This is a genomic window from Providencia lanzhouensis (assembly GCF_050469745.1).
Lineage (GTDB): Bacteria > Pseudomonadota > Gammaproteobacteria > Enterobacterales > Enterobacteriaceae > Providencia > Providencia lanzhouensis.
This window is the reverse complement of the sequence record NZ_CP174123.1, coordinates 2376882-2393090: the sequence shown is the minus strand read 5'-3', so window position 1 is coordinate 2393090 and position 16209 is coordinate 2376882. Positions and strand designations below refer to the sequence as shown.

Here is a 16209-nt window from a genome sequence, read left to right as displayed (position 1 = left end):
TTAAATAAAAATGTTATTTCACTTTAGTAAATAACATTTCATTAAAATATAGATGACTAAAATAGCAAAATTATTGTTTAAATATGAAATACAATTAATAGCTGCAATAGCCAATAAAGTGATTGATATCACATCGAATGATGTGTGATTTGCAATGTATCTGGTTTGTTGTGACGCTGATCGTGTTAATTGACATAAAATTACGTTAGCATACTTTTCATTATGAATATCAACGCAAAGTGCTCCTTATCAGAGTGCGGTTGAATATTGCCCAAATAAGTTTGAAATCATGGTGTGAACTTAAATTAAATTTGCACGTTTGGATTAATTATTTCGACTTATAAAATAATTAAATTTTATTCTTAACGCCAAGAAAATAAATTGTGCTTAAAGAATAGAGGATGCAACTTAAATTAAATAATCATTAAAGACTATTGCAGTAATTAAAGCTAAATAAAATTGTTACTTATTGAAAGATAGCAAGGTGCCATAACACCCAATGAAAATTGGGTGCGGGTAGTTATATTCTAATAATCACGACTAGGTTTAATTTAAATGAAAGTCAAAAAAATAGCGTTAATATTGTTTCCATCTTGTTTCGTTGCGTTTGGGGCTAATGCTGGCGATTGGGAAAATGCCATCAAGGAAAACTCATTTGTTGCAGATTCTGAATTAGAACTTTCTACACGAAATATGTGGAAATACCTGAAGTCAGAAAACCGTTACGATGCCAACGAGCAACGTTACAGAAAACAAGTTGCACAAGCTTGGGGTCAGAATATTCAGTTAGACTACCAATCAGGGTATTTTGCTGATTTTATCGGGTTTGATGCTTCTTATTACGGCGCAATCAAACTGGCAGCAAGTAAAGACTTCGCCTCTCGAGCAATTTTATATAACGATGATGGCGAAGCGAAAGGCTATAACAAAATTGGTCAGCGTTACGCTAAATTTAAATTAGATTTTGAACCTGTTAATTTCAAAGGTAAAGCGGGTTGGTTCACGTTGAAAAATACGGGGATTTTTACCAACTCTCAGCGTTTATCTTTAAACACCTATAATGGTTATTATACCAACACCGCAATTAGCGATTGGAACTTAGATTTGCTCTATCTTGATGGCAAAGTGATGCGTCGTGATAGTCCAAATATTGACAGAATGTATTTCCGTGACGGAAATGGTGTTAATCACGATATCAACCATGTGGTTACAGGTGGCATTAACTACAACACCAAACCATTGAAAGCTTCTTATTTTATTGGTCAGGCTGATGATGTTTTCCGTCAACAAGGTTTAGAGATCAAATATAAACTTAACTCAGATATCACCTTATCTTCTCAAATTTATGGTCATGAATATGGTAGCGATGGTAAGCGTACATCGACAGATACCAAACGTGGCAAACAAAACTTTGATAAGCGTGCTTGGCACTATGCGGGTGAAATTGAGTGGCGCGTTCCAGAAACACCATGGACTTTAATGACGGGCATCACGCATACCACCGCACATAAAACCAATGGCGTAGGGCAATTTGCACGTAACCCAATTGGTAACACTCGTGGACGTTTTAATTCACCAGCCTATGCCGATATTGACTATGTTCGTGATGGCGAAACCATGTTGGCGTTAAAAGCCGAATATCAAGTTAACCCAACTTGGTCTGTCGGGGCTAACAGTAACTACAGTGAATTCTCTTACTCCGGTGAGCGTTTAAAACAAGGTCAGGTTGGCTTATTTACTTACTGGAAACCAACTGAAAACCTTTCCGTTTCATTAAGTGGCGGTATGGGCTGGCACCATCAGCAAGAGTCTGATAACTCCACGCCAAAACTGTATGATGGTGAGTCGCGTCGTGCACATTCTTTATCCGGTTCGATGACAACCACTTATCGCTTTAAAATGTAATTGAGGGCAATGAATAGATGAATCATAAAATCAGTTTAGTGACATTGCTGGTATCAGGTGCTTTATTAGCAGGCTGTGCCACAAAACAGAGCGATACCGTAAAAGTTCAAGTCATTGGTATTAACGATTTCCACGGTGCATTACAAGCGCCGGGGGATGGTAAACTCGGTGGAATCGAATCCATTGCGACACTGGTTAAGCAATTAAAAGCGGAAAACGACAACACCATTATTGTCGGCGCAGGGGATTTAGTGGGTGCGAGTCCATTACTGTCATCGATGTTCTACGATGAACCGACCATTGAAGCGCTTAGCGCAATTGGTCTTGAGACTAGTGCAGTCGGTAACCATGAGTTCGACAAAGGTAAAATCGAGTTACTGAGAAAGCAAAATGGTGGATGCCATCCTACCGCAGGCTGTGTGGGTAAAGAGTCTTTTGCTGGTGCAGACTTTAACTATTTAGCCGCGAACGTGATTGTCAAAGAGACCGGTGAGACGCTATTCCCATCTTATTACGTTAAGAAGTTTGATGGCGTACCAATGGCATTTATTGGTTTAACGCTGGAAGGAACGCCTGCCATCGTTACACCAAGTGGTACTGCGGGCTTAGAGTTTAAAAATGAAGCCGAAACCATTAACCAGCAAGTGAAATTGCTTAAGGCGCAGGGTATTCGTAGCATTGGTGTGTTGATCCACGAAGGGGCAACTCAGCAAGTGGATACCAAGGTTAAAGATATTAACCGTTGCGATAACATCAAAGGACCTATTGTCGAGATCGTTAAGCAGCTCGATGCGGATGTGGACTTTGTGGTGAGCGGCCATACGCATCAAGCGTATAACTGTGATATTAATGGAAAAAAAGTCATTTCAGCACAATCTAACGGGACATTACTGTCTCAATTGAATATTGAAATCGATAGAAAAACCAAGGATATCGTTAGCATTAATGCGAAAAATATTCCGGTAGAAACCAGCCGTTATGAGAAAGATCCACAATTAAGCCGTTTTATCCAAAACTATGAACGCATCTCCAAACCGATTGCTGAACAAGTGATGGGTACGTTGAGTGCGCCGGCGGATAAAAAACTAGCGGCGGGTGGGGATTCAACATTAGGTAAAATTATCGCCGATGCTCAGTTATATGTTGCTGCGACTCCAGATGCGGGCGGCGCTCAAATTGCCTTTATGAACAGCGGCGGTATTCGTGCTGATCTCAAAGCAGGGGAGCTGACTTACGGTGATATCTTTACGGTGCAGCCATTCTCGAATGTGGTCGTTACGCAATCATTAACTGGCGCGCAAATCAAACAAGCGTTAGAGCAACAGTGGGATCGTGAACGCCCGCAAGTCATGCCAGTTTCCCACGGTTTTTATTACGAATGGGATGACAGTCGTGCGGTAGGCGATAAAGTGATTGCAAGCTCAATGAAATTAAATGGTAAGCCAATCGATATGAAGAAAAACTATCGTGTCGCTGCCAATGAATTTCTGGCAACCGGCGGTAGCCGTTTCTCTGCCTTTAAACAAGGTAAAGACCGTATCTATAGCCTGCCGGATAACGAAGCGCTGATGAAATACTTCAAAGATAACTCGCCAATTCAGTTGCCGACTGACGAGCGTATTAAGAAAGTGAAGTAAAATACCCCCACAAAATGCTAGGTTTCCAAGCCCGAGAATAACGCCATTCTCGGGCTTTTTTGTCTCTAAGTTAAATAAAGCTGACTCGTTTCTTTTTTTTCAAAAAATGATTTGACGAGCGTGATCGTTGTCATAATAATCAACTAAATTGATTTGCATCAACATTTGGTATGACCAAATAACCAAGCATGATATTCTTCAAACCCAAACAAAATAAAAGACGGTGAATTAGTGTTATTTAAGTTTTTTGTTATTAGAAATCTTAAATAACATTAATATATTTTATATGAGGGGCGTATGACCTTAACTCAACCTAAAATCGTTGTTGTAGGCGGTGGTGCTGGTGGTTTAGAACTGGCAACACGTTTAGGACGTAAATTAGGGCGTAAAAAACGTGCGGATATCACACTGATTGACCGTAACCCAAGCCATTTATGGAAGCCATTACTTCATGAAGTGGCGACAGGTTCACTGGATGATGGTGTTGATGCTATTAGCTATTTAGCCCATGCTCGTCACAATGCATTTCACTTCCAATTAGGCTCCCTCACGAATATCGACCGAGAAAATAAAAGAGTGGTTCTCGGTGAACTGCGTGACAAAGATGGAGAGCTGTTAGTGCCATTGCGTGAAATTGATTACGATATTTTAGTCATGGCGTTGGGAAGTGCCTCGAATGATTTTGGTACCCCAGGCGTAAAAGAGAACTGCATTTTCCTTGATAGTCCTGCACAAGCTCACCGTTTTCACGATGAAATGCTGAATTTATTCTTGCGTTATTCAGTACGTGATAATGCGGAAGAAAAAGTGAATATCGCCATTGTCGGCGGTGGGGCAACGGGGGTTGAGCTTTCTGCTGAACTGTATAATGCGGTGGAGCAGTTAACGAGCTATGGTTTTAAAGGGTTAGACACTGATGCGCTAAATGTGACCTTAGTGGAAGCGGGCGAGCGTATTTTACCTGCATTACCACCGCGTATTTCAAGCGCAGCACACCAAGAACTGAATAAATTGGGCGTGAAAGTATTAACCAAGACCATGGTAACCAGCGCGGATGCCGATGGCTTAAATACCAAAGAAGACGGCAAAATTTATGCTGACTTAATGGTGTGGGCGGCTGGGATCAAAGCACCTGACTTTATGAAAGATATTGCAGGTTTAGAAACAAACCGTATCAATCAGTTGGTGGTTAAGCCGACATTACAAACCACGTTGGATGATGGAATTTTCGCTATTGGTGACTGTGCGTCTTGTGCAAAACCAGAAGGTGGTTTTGTCCCACCAAGAGCACAATCCGCTCATCAAATGGCGAGCTTATGCTATGACAATATCGTGGCATTAATGAAAGATAAGCCACTGAAAAACTACATTTACAAAGATCATGGTTCATTAGTTTCGTTATCTCGTTTTAGTACGGTAGGTAGCTTGATGGGGAACTTAATGCGTGGAGATATGATGGTAGAAGGGCGTATAGCTCGTTTTGTCTACATTTCCCTATATCGCATGCACCAAATTGCATTACATGGCTATATAAAAACGGGCTTAATGATGCTGGTTGGCAGCATTAACCGTATTATTCGACCTAAACTGAAATTACATTAATCTGTAGTTATCGTTTTTTCAGTTCTGCAATCGCAAGGATATACACGGTTATCAGTGAATAATCGTGTGTATTCTCCAATCAGAATAAAAATGTATTTAAAATAATAGTACCCAGTTAAAACGGTACATATATTTTAAATATTTATTCATTAAATAAACGCCATAAAGTCAGCTAATTACCCTAATGAGTTTGGGTTAAGTGTGATTTAATACAAAAAGGCAGCATATTGTTAATTTAAATCACTCATGATACCTATTATTGGGGAAATTTATTTTTTTGTTATAAAACAAAGGAATAGATGGGGTTTTTATTTGGTGTAATATATTGAAATGGATTTAGTTAATTATTTACGACTATTCACGGTAAACTTATTACGCGTAAGTAAATAAGATGTATGTCTCATACTCAGACTAATCTAAAAAACCATATTTATTGTATGTAATTAATGTAGTTGATACTAGATAAGCTACAATAGCTAACACATTCACTATTTAAAAAAAGGGCAAGCGATGAAGCTAAAAATTAAGTTGTTGTTAGCCGCATTCGTTGTTGTTTGCCTAATTGCTGTCGTTTATTTCTCTTTTGTGCGCAGTGACGAAGTAAAAATTGCCACTGTTTTATCTACCGAACCCATTAGGGCAACGCGTATGGTGGAACATGAAAACTGTTCGGTCACGGGTATTTTAGGCACATTCACGCAAGAGTCGTTATCTCGTTGGCATCCCGCTCAACGCGAATGCAGAACCATTTTGATGATCCAATCCTTACAAGGCAGGTCGCTACCTCCATTCTCCAGCAATGAACCAAGAACGTGTGTGATCACCAAAAGTTTAGAGCAGATTATTGTGGGTTATGATGTAATTTACCGTATTGGCGATACGATTGGTAAAGTGAGAATGCCGTATGAGCCAACGGTGTTTATTCCTCTAAATGAAAATGGGCAGTTAGATTTAACCATGTCCAGTAAAGCGGCATGTGAAACCCTGCGTGAAGGGGCAAAAGGCATTTTGCCATTCTACTGTATGAAGCCAGATGACCTACCAAAAGCTTACCAACCGTCTACCGTACTGGAAGTTAAAACGGGTAAAAATACCTTTGGAATGTTTGAGTAGAAAGAGAAACCATGCTGAAAAAATTACTGGAATTTTTAGGTTTCAGGTCACGCAATATCCCCTCATTTAATGAACTCATGTTGAAAGCCAAAAGTGGTGACCTCGATGCACAGTATGAGATTGGTACTCTGTATGATGTAGGGGAAGGCGTTGAAGAGAATGAGGAAAAAGCCATTGAGTGGTATCTGAAAGCGGCTAGCCAAGGGCATGCTCAAGCGCAATATATGATGGGCATGATGTATGAAACCAGTGCGCGCTTATCTGATGACTCTCACCAATCCTTAGAATGGTTTCAGAAATCTGCGGAGCAGGGCAATAGCGATGCTCTGGGACACTTAGAAGCGATAGGTCATTCGATAGATAATAAAAAGTAGTCATTTATTGGTTAAAGCTACATAAAAGAAAGCCATCGAATCGTAGTGAATCGATGGCTTTTTTGTTGAGGATGATTGCCCCTACGATACCAGCTGATGCTCATCAAAATCAGCGACTAGCTGCTTGATAAAGTCTAAACGCGTCGCTCTGTCGGCTAAATCGTGGAAGAATTTCAAACGGACAGGCCCTTCCATGCGGAACGTTTTCGGCTGATTTTGCAGTAAGCTGATTAAGAACATCGGATCGACTTTGTTGCGTTCATTAAACTCAATAAATCCGCCTTTCTCATGAGCTTCAATCCGCTTCATGCCCAGTTTCTGCGCTTGTAAACGAATGCCTGCTGTCGACAGCAAGAATTTACCTGCATCAGGTAAGGTACCAAAGCGGTCGATTAGCTCGATACGCAGCTCATCCAGTTCGGTCTGATCTTTAGCGCTGGCAATACGTTTATAGAAAGACAGGCGGATATTCACATCATGGATATACTCATCAGGCAGCAGTACTGGCATACGCAGTTCCACTTCAGTTTGCTGACTGGTGAGATCCTCCAGGGATGGCTCGCGTCCTTCTTTCAGTGCATCGACCGCACTTTCGAGTAACTCCATATATAAGGTGAAACCGATGGTAGTCATCTGCCCACTTTGGTCTTCCCCCAATAGCTCGCCAGCTCCACGAATTTCAAGGTCATGAGTCGCTAGCGCAAACCCAGCCCCTAAATCTTCAAGAGACGATATTGCTTCAAGGCGTTTCTGTGCATCGGTGGTCATGGCTTTTGGATGCGGTGTCAGCAGGTAAGCATAAGCTTGGTGATGGGAACGACCCACACGACCGCGTAGCTGATGCAACTGCGCTAAACCAAAGTGGTCAGCACGTTCAATAATAATGGTATTTGCGGTTGGGATGTCGATACCCGTTTCAATAATCGTGGTGCAGATCAAGACATTAAACCGTTGATGGTGGAAATCCGTCATAACTCGCTCAAGTTCGCGTTCTCGCATCTGTCCATGACCCACAACAAATCGCGCTTCAGGCACTAAGGCTTCAAGACGCGCTTTGGCTTTTTCGATATTTTCCACATCATTATAGAGATAATAAACCTGACCACCGCGTAATGTTTCCCGCAGAATCGCTTCGCGCACCACTAAATCATCATATTGGCGAACAAAGGTTTTTACGGCTAAGCGGCGAGCGGGTGGGGTTGCGATAATTGATAAATCCCGCATACCACTCATCGCCATATTCAGGGTACGTGGAATAGGTGTCGCCGTTAAGGTCAGAATATCCACATCAGCACGCATCGCTTTAATGCGCTCTTTATGACGAACTCCGAAACGGTGCTCTTCATCCACTACCAGTAAACCCAGATCTTTCCATTGAATATCGCTTTGTAGCAATTTATGGGTACCAATCAAAATATCCACTTTGCCTTCTGCGGCCTCCGCAATAATTTGTTGCTGCTCTTTGGCCGTTTTAAAGCGCGATAGCATTTCGATACGTACTGGCCAATTTGCAAAGCGGTCGCGGAAATTATCATAATGTTGCTGGGCTAGTAGAGTGGTAGGAACCAGTACAGCCACTTGCTTATTATTGTTGACCGCTAAAAATGCAGCTCGCATGGCGACTTCTGTTTTACCAAAGCCCACATCGCCACAGACTAAGCGATCCATTGCCAGAGGCTGGCACATATCACTCAATACTGCATTAATCGCCATCTCTTGGTCGGTGGTAGTTTCGAATGGGAAACCTTGGCAAAATTCTTGGTACTGCTCTTTATCATGTTTGAAGGCGAATCCGGCTTTTGCGGCTCGCTGAGCATAAATATCCAGAAGTTCGGCTGCCACATCTCGCACTTTTTCCGCCGCTTTTTGGCGAGCGCGTCCCCAACTGTCACTACCCAACTTATGCAGCGGTGCATTTTCATCGGCTCCACCTGCATAGCGGCTAATTAAATGTAATGAAGAAACAGGGACATACAGTTTATCTTCGCCTGCGTAGGTGAGGATCAAATACTCGGCGGGAACACCACCCGCTTCTAAGGTGATTAAGCCTTGATAGCGTCCGACACCATGCTCAATATGAACCACGGGTTGACCCGGGCGTAGCTCTGCAAGGTTACGAATGAGCGTATCGGTATTGATGGTGCGGCGTTGGTCACTGCGGCGGCGAACAACTCGTTCACCCAGTAAATCGCTTTCGCAAATTAATGCGCGGTGGCTTTCTGGCTGAATAAAGCCGTGCTCTGCTGCGCCAATCGTAATGGCAAAACGGTCTTGGGTTTGATCAAAATAATTGCTGATAATTTCAGGGCGGATTTTCAGGCGAGCGAGTAATTCACTCACCGTTTCTCGGCGTCCTTCACTCTCCACGGAGAACACAATCGTGCCATCAAACTGTTCGGTGAACTGACGCAGTTTTTCTAATGGGTTTTTACTTTGCCCTTGAGTGCTAATATCCGGAAGTGGCTGATAGTCTAAATTGGTATTGGCGGCTTTCTTCGGTAATTTTTCCGTAGACAGCTGTACCCGAGGCCAATTTTTTAAGTTTTGATTCAGCTGTTCGACGGTTAACCATAACTCGGCAGGGGGAAGCAATGGGCGCATTGGGTCAACACCACGGCTTTCATAGCGTTGCTGAGCATCTTGCTGGAACCGCTCTGCGGGTTCTTGCAGATTTTGCGAAACAAACAGGGTGTTAGCGGGTAAATATTCAAATAAAGAGGGCAACGGTTCAGCGAAAAACAGTGGCTGCCAATACTCAATCCCACTTGGCAGGGTGTTTTTACTCACTTGCTGATAGATATGTTCCGGATCACGACGAACTTCAAAACGTTCGCGCCATTGGCTACGAAAACGCTCGATAGCGTCTTTATCGGTCGGAAACTCGTGAGCTGGCAACAAGTTGATTGCGCTGACTTCTTCTAAAGTGCGTTGGGTATCGACGTCAAAGGTGCGTAGGCTATCAATTTCATCATCAAAAAAGTCGATACGAAATGGCAGGTCGCTACCCATTGGGAATAAGTCGAGTAATGCTCCGCGAATCGCATATTCACCATGCTCAAGTACTTGCTCAACATGGCGATATCCGGCTTTATCTAGTTCGTCTCGCAGGCTATCGCGTGAGAGCTTATCGCCTTTAGCCATCACTAAAGCATGTCCCGTTAGAAAATCAGCAGGGCATACCTTCTGCATTAAGGTATTAACGGGGAGGATCAGCGCCCCTTTTTGCAGTGTTGGCAAGCGGTATAGAGTGGATAAACGGTGAGAAATGATTTCTTGATGCGGCGAAAAATTATCGTAGGGTAGCGTTTCCCAATCCGACAGTGTCTCTATAGGATGTTGGGTAAACTGTTGAAGTTCATCACGAACGCGTAATGCGTTTTGCATATCACGCGTAACAATCACGACAGGACCTTGATGGCGTTCAATCATTTCTGCACATTCTAAGGGACCCGCAGCACCAATTAAGCAGCCTAAATGGCGGACATCTCCAGCACGACTGGGCAGTTCATAACGATAATTTGACGACATAGAAATATTCAGCTTCTCATAGCTAACTAGTTAATTAATGATTAGTTAGGCAATTAAAAATTAATTAAACGACCCACAGAACTCATTGAGTAGTCTGAAAGTGATCTAAACAAATAGTATTTATAATAAAAAAAACCACAAAAGCGCGGTTGGGTGGTTCCATTCATCAATCGTACCCTTTATTATCCCTGAACACTTCGCTTTGGCAACAGGGACATTACGTTTTCATGCATCAATCTGTCTCACTCTTTATAGGTCTGCGCTATATGCGTGGGCGCGCAGTCGATAAATTTGGACGTTTTGTGTCCAGCTTGTCGGCAATAGGCATAACCCTTGGTGTTGCGGCATTGATTGCCGTGACGTCTGTGATGAATGGTTTTGAACGTTCGTTACAAGATAGCATACTTGCTTATATGCCACAGGCCATATTGACCTCAAATACGGGAAATATCGATCCCAATCAACATCCCATCACGGACTTAAAAAACCTCAAAGGCGTTAAGAAAATTGAGCCGATTGTTCAGTCGGAAGTGGTTTTACAAAGTCGAACTAACGTAGGAGTGGGAGTGATGGGAGGAATTCGTTCCGATGAGTCCTCCTTGTTACTCGATAAGCTGATAAGCGGGGATCGCCGTGATTTAATCGATGGGGAATACAATGTTTTTCTCGGTAATCGACTGGCGGAAACCCTCGGCGTAAAACGCGGCGACCAAGTGCGCTTGATTATCCCGGGCGTGAGTCAATTAACCCCTATGGGGCGTATACCTAGTCAGCGTTTATTTACGGTTGCGGGTATTTTTCAAACGAATGGCGAAGCGGATACGAGCGAATTGATTGTTGCTCAGCCTGATGCAGCGCGAATGCTACGTTACTCAACCGGAAACATTACTGGCTGGCGTTTATATCTGGACGAACCTCTGCAAGTGGATGTGGCGAGCAAACAGACACTGCCGGAAGGGTTAGTTTGGACAGATTGGCGTGAGCGTAAAGGCGAATTTTTCCAAGCAGTAAGAATGGAAAAAAACATGATGGGTCTGCTGCTGAGCCTGATTATCGCGGTAGCGGCCTTTAATATCATTACGTCGTTATCCTTATTAGTCATGGAAAAACAAGGCGAAGTGGCGATTTTGAAAACCTTAGGGCTCAAACGTAGCAAAATCCTGACTATCTTTATGATCCAAGGTGCGGGCGCGGGCATTATCGGTACATTGATTGGTACCGTGTTGGGTACGCTGCTATCGAGCCAATTGAACGTAATTATGCCGTTAATTGGCTTATTACCACGGGGAGTGGCACTCCCGATTGTACTCGATTATCCGGGTATTTTAATTATTGCGCTGTGCGCGATGCTGATTTCTTTGCTGGCGACGCTTTATCCTTCTTGGCGTGCGGCAGCGGTACAACCTGCTGAGGCTTTACGATATGAATAACCAACCACTTCTGGTCTGTGAACATTTAAGTAAGATTTATCAAGAAGGCGCACTCTCCACAGAAGTGTTAAAGAATGTCAGCTTCACGATGAATGAAGGCGAAACTATGGCTATCGTGGGTAGCTCAGGTTCCGGTAAAAGTACCTTATTACACCTGCTTGGCGGGTTAGATACGCCATCTCAAGGTAATGTCATTTTCCGTGGGCAGCAGATTAATCAGCTTTCTTCCGACGCTCGTGCGGCAATTCGTAATAAAGACCTCGGTTTTATTTATCAATTCCACCATTTATTACCTGATTTTACAGCATTAGAAAATGTGGCGATGCCACTGTTAATTGGCGGTGTTGCGAAAGCAACGGCGTTTGCGAAAGCCACCGAAATGTTAAAAGCGGTAGGGTTAGAGCACCGAGCCAATCATCGCCCATCTGAATTATCTGGTGGTGAGCGCCAACGTGTTGCTATTGCTCGTGCATTGGTGAATGACCCCGCGTTAGTGCTGGCGGATGAACCAACAGGTAACCTCGATTTGCGTAATGCGGATGCGATTTTTGAATTATTGGGTGAACTAAACCGCAAGCAAAAAACGGCATTTTTAGTGGTCACCCATGATATGAAACTGGCGAGTCGTCTATCCCGACGTTTAGAAATGCGTGATGGTCATTTGCAACAGGAAATTACGCTGGGGGCAATGTAATGATTAAAATGCCTCTGACGCTATTAGCGGCATTGCGATTTAGCCGAGGACGTCGCCGGACAGAAATGGTGTCTTTGGTGTCGATTGTTTCGACCCTTGGCATTGTCTTAGGTGTGGCGGTGTTAATTATCGGCTTAAGTGCCATGAATGGCTTTGAGCGAGAACTGAATAACCGCGTGCTCTCGGTGGTGCCTCACGGGCAAATCTACGCGGTTGAAGCCCCTTATCAAGATTGGGAATTTGCCCAAAATGTGATCCGTAAAACGCCGGGTGTGCAAGGGGTCAGCCCCTATGTGAATTTTACGGGGCTACTTGAGCGCGGCGCGAACCTGAAAGCCATCCAGATTATGGGCGTTTCTCACGAGACGGAATCCCAAGTCAGTGCATTGCCTGAGTTTATCCTAAATGATGCGTGGCAACATTTTGAGGCGGGTAAACAGTCAATCATTTTAGGGCAAGGGGTGGCGAATTCGCTGAATGTAAAAGTCGGGGATTGGATAACAATTATGATTCCGAATACCGATGACAGCATGAAAATTCAGCAACCTAAGCGTATTCGTGTCCAAGTGACGGGAATTTTTCGTTTAAGTGGATTACTCGACCATCAGCTTGCTTTAGTTCCGCTAGCGGATGCACAGGAATATCTCGGTTATGGAAACGGCATTAGCGGTTTTGAAATTAAAGCTAAAGATCCTTTCGAAGCCGATAAAGTGGTGTATGACGCTGGGCTTAAAACGATGCATCATGTGGTCGTGAAAAGCTGGATAGGCGATTACGGCTATATGTACAACGACATTCAAGTGGTTCGTAGTGTCATGTACTTGGCGATGATTTTAGTCATCGGGGTCGCTTGTTTTAATATTGTCTCCACGCTAGTGATGGCAGTCAAAGATAAAAGCAGTGATATTGCAGTTCTGCGGACATTGGGGGCAAAAGATAGGCAAATTCGCGCAATCTTCCTGTGGTATGGCTTAATCGGGGGACTGGTTGGTTCACTTATCGGTGTGGTGCTGGGGGTACTAATCTCCTTGAATTTAACCACAATAATTAAGGGACTTGAAGTGATTATCGGTCATCCTATCTTATCAGGGGATATCTATTTTATTGACTTCCTGCCTTCCGAACTGCATGTGATGGATGTGATTTATGTGCTGTCCACCGCGGTTGTTCTGAGCTTATTAGCTAGCTGGTATCCAGCAAGACGCGCAAGTAAGTTAGACCCAGCCCGCATTCTAAGCGGTCAGTAATCAATAAGGCGCGAGTGGAAACAGTCGCGCCTTATTTCATCATGTTATCTAAGGCTATTTCATCAAATTCTCAAGGTACATCTGCTTATAGCTGCGAGTTTCAATTAATGCTTCTGTAAAACCATAGTGTTGCGCGGTAGACAGTAATTTGGTGTACAAGTTGTCTAACTCGCTCTCATCGTCTGTCATAATCGCAAATTCAGCAAACCAACCAATACCTTCCAAGTAATCAATGGTGATATGAATATCATCCAGAAAATAGATGCTGCGCTGTTTAGCAATCGTTAGGTAACATTGATATCCCAAGGTGCTCAGCATGTTTTTGACATGTTGGCAGTCTGCAATATCAATCGCTTTACACTCGGCACTGCTTGGTCCTTTGACTATCCAGAGTTTAATCCCTGAGGGTGTCATCTCCCGCACGGACATACTGATATTTTGCGCGGCTAACTGCCCATCTTGATAGTCAAAAAAGTCATCAACCTCATGATTATTTACGGTAAATGCTTCAGCATTATCATTGATAAGCTGCTTAAGAAAAGTGTCAGAATTGGGTAGTTTGAACTTAATTTCGACTTCAAATTTCCCGACAAAATGGTCACTCATTCTATTATCCAAGGTTGTTTTAAATGATGGATTAGGTCGGTGGATAGTAACATAGAGAATGATGGTGTGGCTGAAGGTAATGTTAAGCTGTATCAAAGAATAGCGGAATAATTAGGTACGAAAAGTTATTCTCATACCTATGGTTTCAATGCTAATGACTGTTTTAAACTCCAATAACAGTATCAAAGGAAATTGAATTCGCAACCAACAGATGCCCTGCGTGGTTAAGGTGGAGATGATCCCCGGAATCATAGATTAGCGCTAATTGTTGAGGATTTTGCGAGTCGCGCACAAGTTGTTCAGTGTCAATTAATGCATCAAATTCATCGCTAGTGCGTATCCATTCGTTCACTTCTTGGCGAATAGCTTCTTTTTCGGAGGTATAGAAGTTATCTAATCCATATTCGTCTGCACCGCGTAGCGGAACAAGCGTGACGCCGACAACGCGAATATGATGCTGATGCGCCATATCAAGTAATTGACGATAACCTTCAATCAACTGGCTAGCGGAAGGCGTCATATCCGCAGGCGCTAGAGCGGTTTGTGCAAGCCCAATATCATTGAGACCCACTTGTACAATGCAAATGGTTACGCCAGCTTGCTCAATAACATCCCGAGTAAAGCGAGATAATGTACTGATGCCAATACCATCTTTGAGTAAGCGAGAACCCGATTGGCCCGCATTGATCACCGCTGTGTGCTGAGAAACGGTACGCTCAGCAAAAAAATCTACCCAACGGCGATAAGTTCCCATTTCGACACCATTGCCATCCACCATGGAATCGCCAATAACGACAATCGCTTGGCTTGGCGCCTGATTCTGAATTTCAACAGCTTCTAATAATAAACGCGAACTGATTGGTAGGCTTTCTTTCATCATTTTGGAATGAACACCGTTACCCGATGTTAATTGAGAATAATGTCGCGCATCCCAATGAAAGGTCTCTACAAGCGTAGGAGCCGGTAGATAGGTTCGTAGGGTGACTTCAGACAAATCGTGAATAGGATGGATGATTTCATCACTGTACACCACTTGCCCTGCGGGGATAGAAACACCGGATTGCCCATTAAACAGAACAGGGGCGCTCCATGACTGACCAGATGGCGATTTTACAAGAATGACATTTTCACCCAACACTAGGGGCTGAGAGCCATAACGATTCGAAAACACAAGGCGTAATTGTTGCCCGCCTAATGTGATGCGCAGCGTTTGCTGTAGGGTTTGGTTATTCAATAAGGTTGGGATCTCCAATGGAAACGGAAATGCCTCACCGGTGGTGGGCTGAGATGTTGAAAGCCATGTGCAAACCCATGCACGACTGGGAGATGAACCGAATGAGGACATAGCAATTTTTTCCTAAAATTGAAGTGGATAATCAGTGGGCAGTTGATGCTGAGATAAAGGAATCAAACCCAGTCATAGCAACGTCAACCATCGCGAGTAAATGCGCTTTACTCACCCCGTCGCGAGCTTGAATCGAAATGCCGTGAAATAGTGTTGAGATATAATCGCCAAGTGCTTGGGTGTTTGTTTCCTTGGGTAAATCCCCTTGAGTTACACCCTCATTTAAACGTTGTATGATGGCGGTGGTACGGTCTTTCCGGTAATTCGCTAGCCAAGACATAATGTTTTCATTTTCACTGGCATAGTTGGTCAGTGATAAAACTACCATGCACCCCTGTGGATGCGTTTGTTGGGTGTAAGTTTCGACAGCTTGGGTTAATAACTGTGTTATTGCTAGACGCGTATTAGGCTCTTGTAATGCAGTATCAGCAAAAGCGCCTTCTTGGCTTAGATACAGGGCGATAGCTTCGCGAAATAGGTTTTCTTTCGAGCCAAATGCCGCATAAATGCGAGCAGAAGCGATGCCTAGAGCAGAGACTAAATCTGACATCGACGTACCTTCATAACCTCTTTGCCAAAAGACAAGTTTTGCTTTATTTAATGCCGCGTCTCGGTCGAACTCTCTTGGTCTTCCCGCCATAACGATGATCCCCTTAAAACATGATAATGATGCGCTGAATGAGAATGCGTTCATACTATCACTTCTTTGTCGAATGACAAATAATTAT

The 16209-nt window shown here is 43.4% G+C and carries 12 protein-coding genes; 8 read left to right on the top strand and 4 right to left on the bottom strand.

Annotation, left to right across the window (positions count from 1 at the left end; genetic code table 11):
* Positions 1-555: 555 nt before the first annotated feature.
* From ACIH2S_RS11355 to ACIH2S_RS11335, 5 genes are all read left to right on the top strand, one after another.
* Positions 556-1905, top strand: a complete 1350-nt coding sequence (locus tag ACIH2S_RS11355; RefSeq protein WP_036953100.1) for an OprD family outer membrane porin — start codon at positions 556-558, stop codon at positions 1903-1905.
* A gap of 17 nt (positions 1906-1922) precedes the next feature.
* Entirely contained in the window at positions 1923-3542 is a 1620-nt protein-coding gene (locus tag ACIH2S_RS11350) for a bifunctional metallophosphatase/5'-nucleotidase (RefSeq protein ID WP_108477958.1), read from the top strand.
* A gap of 297 nt (positions 3543-3839) precedes the next feature.
* A complete protein-coding gene (locus ACIH2S_RS11345; RefSeq protein ID WP_108477959.1) occupies positions 3840-5144 on the top strand; it encodes an NAD(P)/FAD-dependent oxidoreductase in 1305 nt (434 codons plus the stop codon).
* 510 nt (positions 5145-5654) lie between these two features.
* Positions 5655-6257, top strand: coding sequence for a UmoD family flagellar biogenesis regulator (umoD, locus tag ACIH2S_RS11340; RefSeq protein WP_036953106.1), 603 nt, complete (start codon positions 5655-5657; stop codon positions 6255-6257).
* An 11-nt stretch (positions 6258-6268) separates the two neighbouring features.
* Positions 6269-6631, top strand: a complete 363-nt coding sequence (locus tag ACIH2S_RS11335) for a tetratricopeptide repeat protein (protein ID WP_108477960.1) — start codon at positions 6269-6271, stop codon at positions 6629-6631.
* 81 nt (positions 6632-6712) lie between these two features.
* Here ACIH2S_RS11335 and mfd read toward each other — a convergent pair whose 3' ends face one another.
* Positions 6713-10159: a transcription-repair coupling factor gene (gene mfd, locus ACIH2S_RS11330; RefSeq protein WP_108477961.1), complete on the bottom strand. Its 3447-nt coding sequence runs from the start codon at positions 10157-10159 to the stop codon at positions 6713-6715.
* A 227-nt stretch (positions 10160-10386) separates the two neighbouring features.
* Here mfd and lolC point away from each other — a divergent pair, with 227 nt between their 5' ends.
* The 3 genes from lolC to lolE are packed head-to-tail and all read left to right on the top strand — an operon-like array spanning position 10387 to position 13530.
* Positions 10387-11589, top strand: coding sequence for a lipoprotein-releasing ABC transporter permease subunit LolC (gene lolC, locus ACIH2S_RS11325; RefSeq protein ID WP_430247468.1), 1203 nt, complete (start codon positions 10387-10389; stop codon positions 11587-11589).
* Positions 11582-12283 carry a lipoprotein-releasing ABC transporter ATP-binding protein LolD gene (gene lolD, locus ACIH2S_RS11320; protein WP_036953112.1) on the top strand — a complete coding sequence of 234 codons (702 nt, stop codon included), beginning with the start codon at positions 11582-11584 and terminating at the stop codon, positions 12281-12283. Before lolC ends, lolD begins: the two co-directional genes overlap by 8 nt.
* The gene (lolE, locus tag ACIH2S_RS11315) at positions 12283-13530 is read left to right on the top strand and encodes a lipoprotein-releasing ABC transporter permease subunit LolE (RefSeq protein WP_036953114.1); all 1248 of its coding nucleotides are present in this window, start codon (positions 12283-12285) and stop codon (positions 13528-13530) included. Before lolD ends, lolE begins: the two co-directional genes overlap by 1 nt.
* A 54-nt stretch (positions 13531-13584) precedes the next feature.
* Here lolE and ACIH2S_RS11310 read toward each other — a convergent pair whose 3' ends face one another.
* The 3 genes from ACIH2S_RS11310 to ACIH2S_RS11300 all read right to left on the bottom strand — a co-directional run bounded on the left by ACIH2S_RS11310 (position 13585) and on the right by ACIH2S_RS11300 (position 16121).
* Positions 13585-14136: a class IV adenylate cyclase gene (locus ACIH2S_RS11310; protein WP_108477962.1), complete on the bottom strand. Its 552-nt coding sequence runs from the start codon at positions 14134-14136 to the stop codon at positions 13585-13587.
* A gap of 163 nt (positions 14137-14299) precedes the next feature.
* Entirely contained in the window at positions 14300-15481 is a 1182-nt protein-coding gene (locus ACIH2S_RS11305; protein ID WP_321146481.1) for an SGNH/GDSL hydrolase family protein, read from the bottom strand.
* A gap of 31 nt (positions 15482-15512) precedes the next feature.
* On the bottom strand, positions 15513-16121 hold the full coding sequence (locus ACIH2S_RS11300) for a TetR/AcrR family transcriptional regulator (protein WP_108477964.1): 609 nt from the start codon (positions 16119-16121) through the stop codon (positions 15513-15515).
* Positions 16122-16209 lie beyond the last annotated feature (88 nt).

Excerpts from the sequence above, each read along its gene's own strand:
- ACIH2S_RS11355 (WP_036953100.1), top strand. The coding sequence starts at position 556 with ATGAAAGTCAAAAAAATAGCGTTAATATTGTTTCCATCTTGTTTCGTT.
- ACIH2S_RS11350 (WP_108477958.1), top strand. The coding sequence starts at position 1,923 with ATGAATCATAAAATCAGTTTAGTGACATTGCTGGTATCAGGTGCTTTA.
- ACIH2S_RS11345 (WP_108477959.1), top strand. The coding sequence starts at position 3,840 with ATGACCTTAACTCAACCTAAAATCGTTGTTGTAGGCGGTGGTGCTGGT.
- umoD (WP_036953106.1), top strand. The coding sequence starts at position 5,655 with ATGAAGCTAAAAATTAAGTTGTTGTTAGCCGCATTCGTTGTTGTTTGC.
- ACIH2S_RS11335 (WP_108477960.1), top strand. The coding sequence starts at position 6,269 with ATGCTGAAAAAATTACTGGAATTTTTAGGTTTCAGGTCACGCAATATC.
- mfd (WP_108477961.1), bottom strand. The coding sequence starts at position 10,159 with ATGTCGTCAAATTATCGTTATGAACTGCCCAGTCGTGCTGGAGATGTC.
- lolC (WP_430247468.1), top strand. The coding sequence starts at position 10,387 with ATGCATCAATCTGTCTCACTCTTTATAGGTCTGCGCTATATGCGTGGG.
- lolD (WP_036953112.1), top strand. The coding sequence starts at position 11,582 with ATGAATAACCAACCACTTCTGGTCTGTGAACATTTAAGTAAGATTTAT.
- lolE (WP_036953114.1), top strand. The coding sequence starts at position 12,283 with ATGATTAAAATGCCTCTGACGCTATTAGCGGCATTGCGATTTAGCCGA.
- ACIH2S_RS11310 (WP_108477962.1), bottom strand. The coding sequence starts at position 14,136 with ATGAGTGACCATTTTGTCGGGAAATTTGAAGTCGAAATTAAGTTCAAA.
- ACIH2S_RS11305 (WP_321146481.1), bottom strand. The coding sequence starts at position 15,481 with ATGTCCTCATTCGGTTCATCTCCCAGTCGTGCATGGGTTTGCACATGG.
- ACIH2S_RS11300 (WP_108477964.1), bottom strand. The coding sequence starts at position 16,121 with ATGGCGGGAAGACCAAGAGAGTTCGACCGAGACGCGGCATTAAATAAA.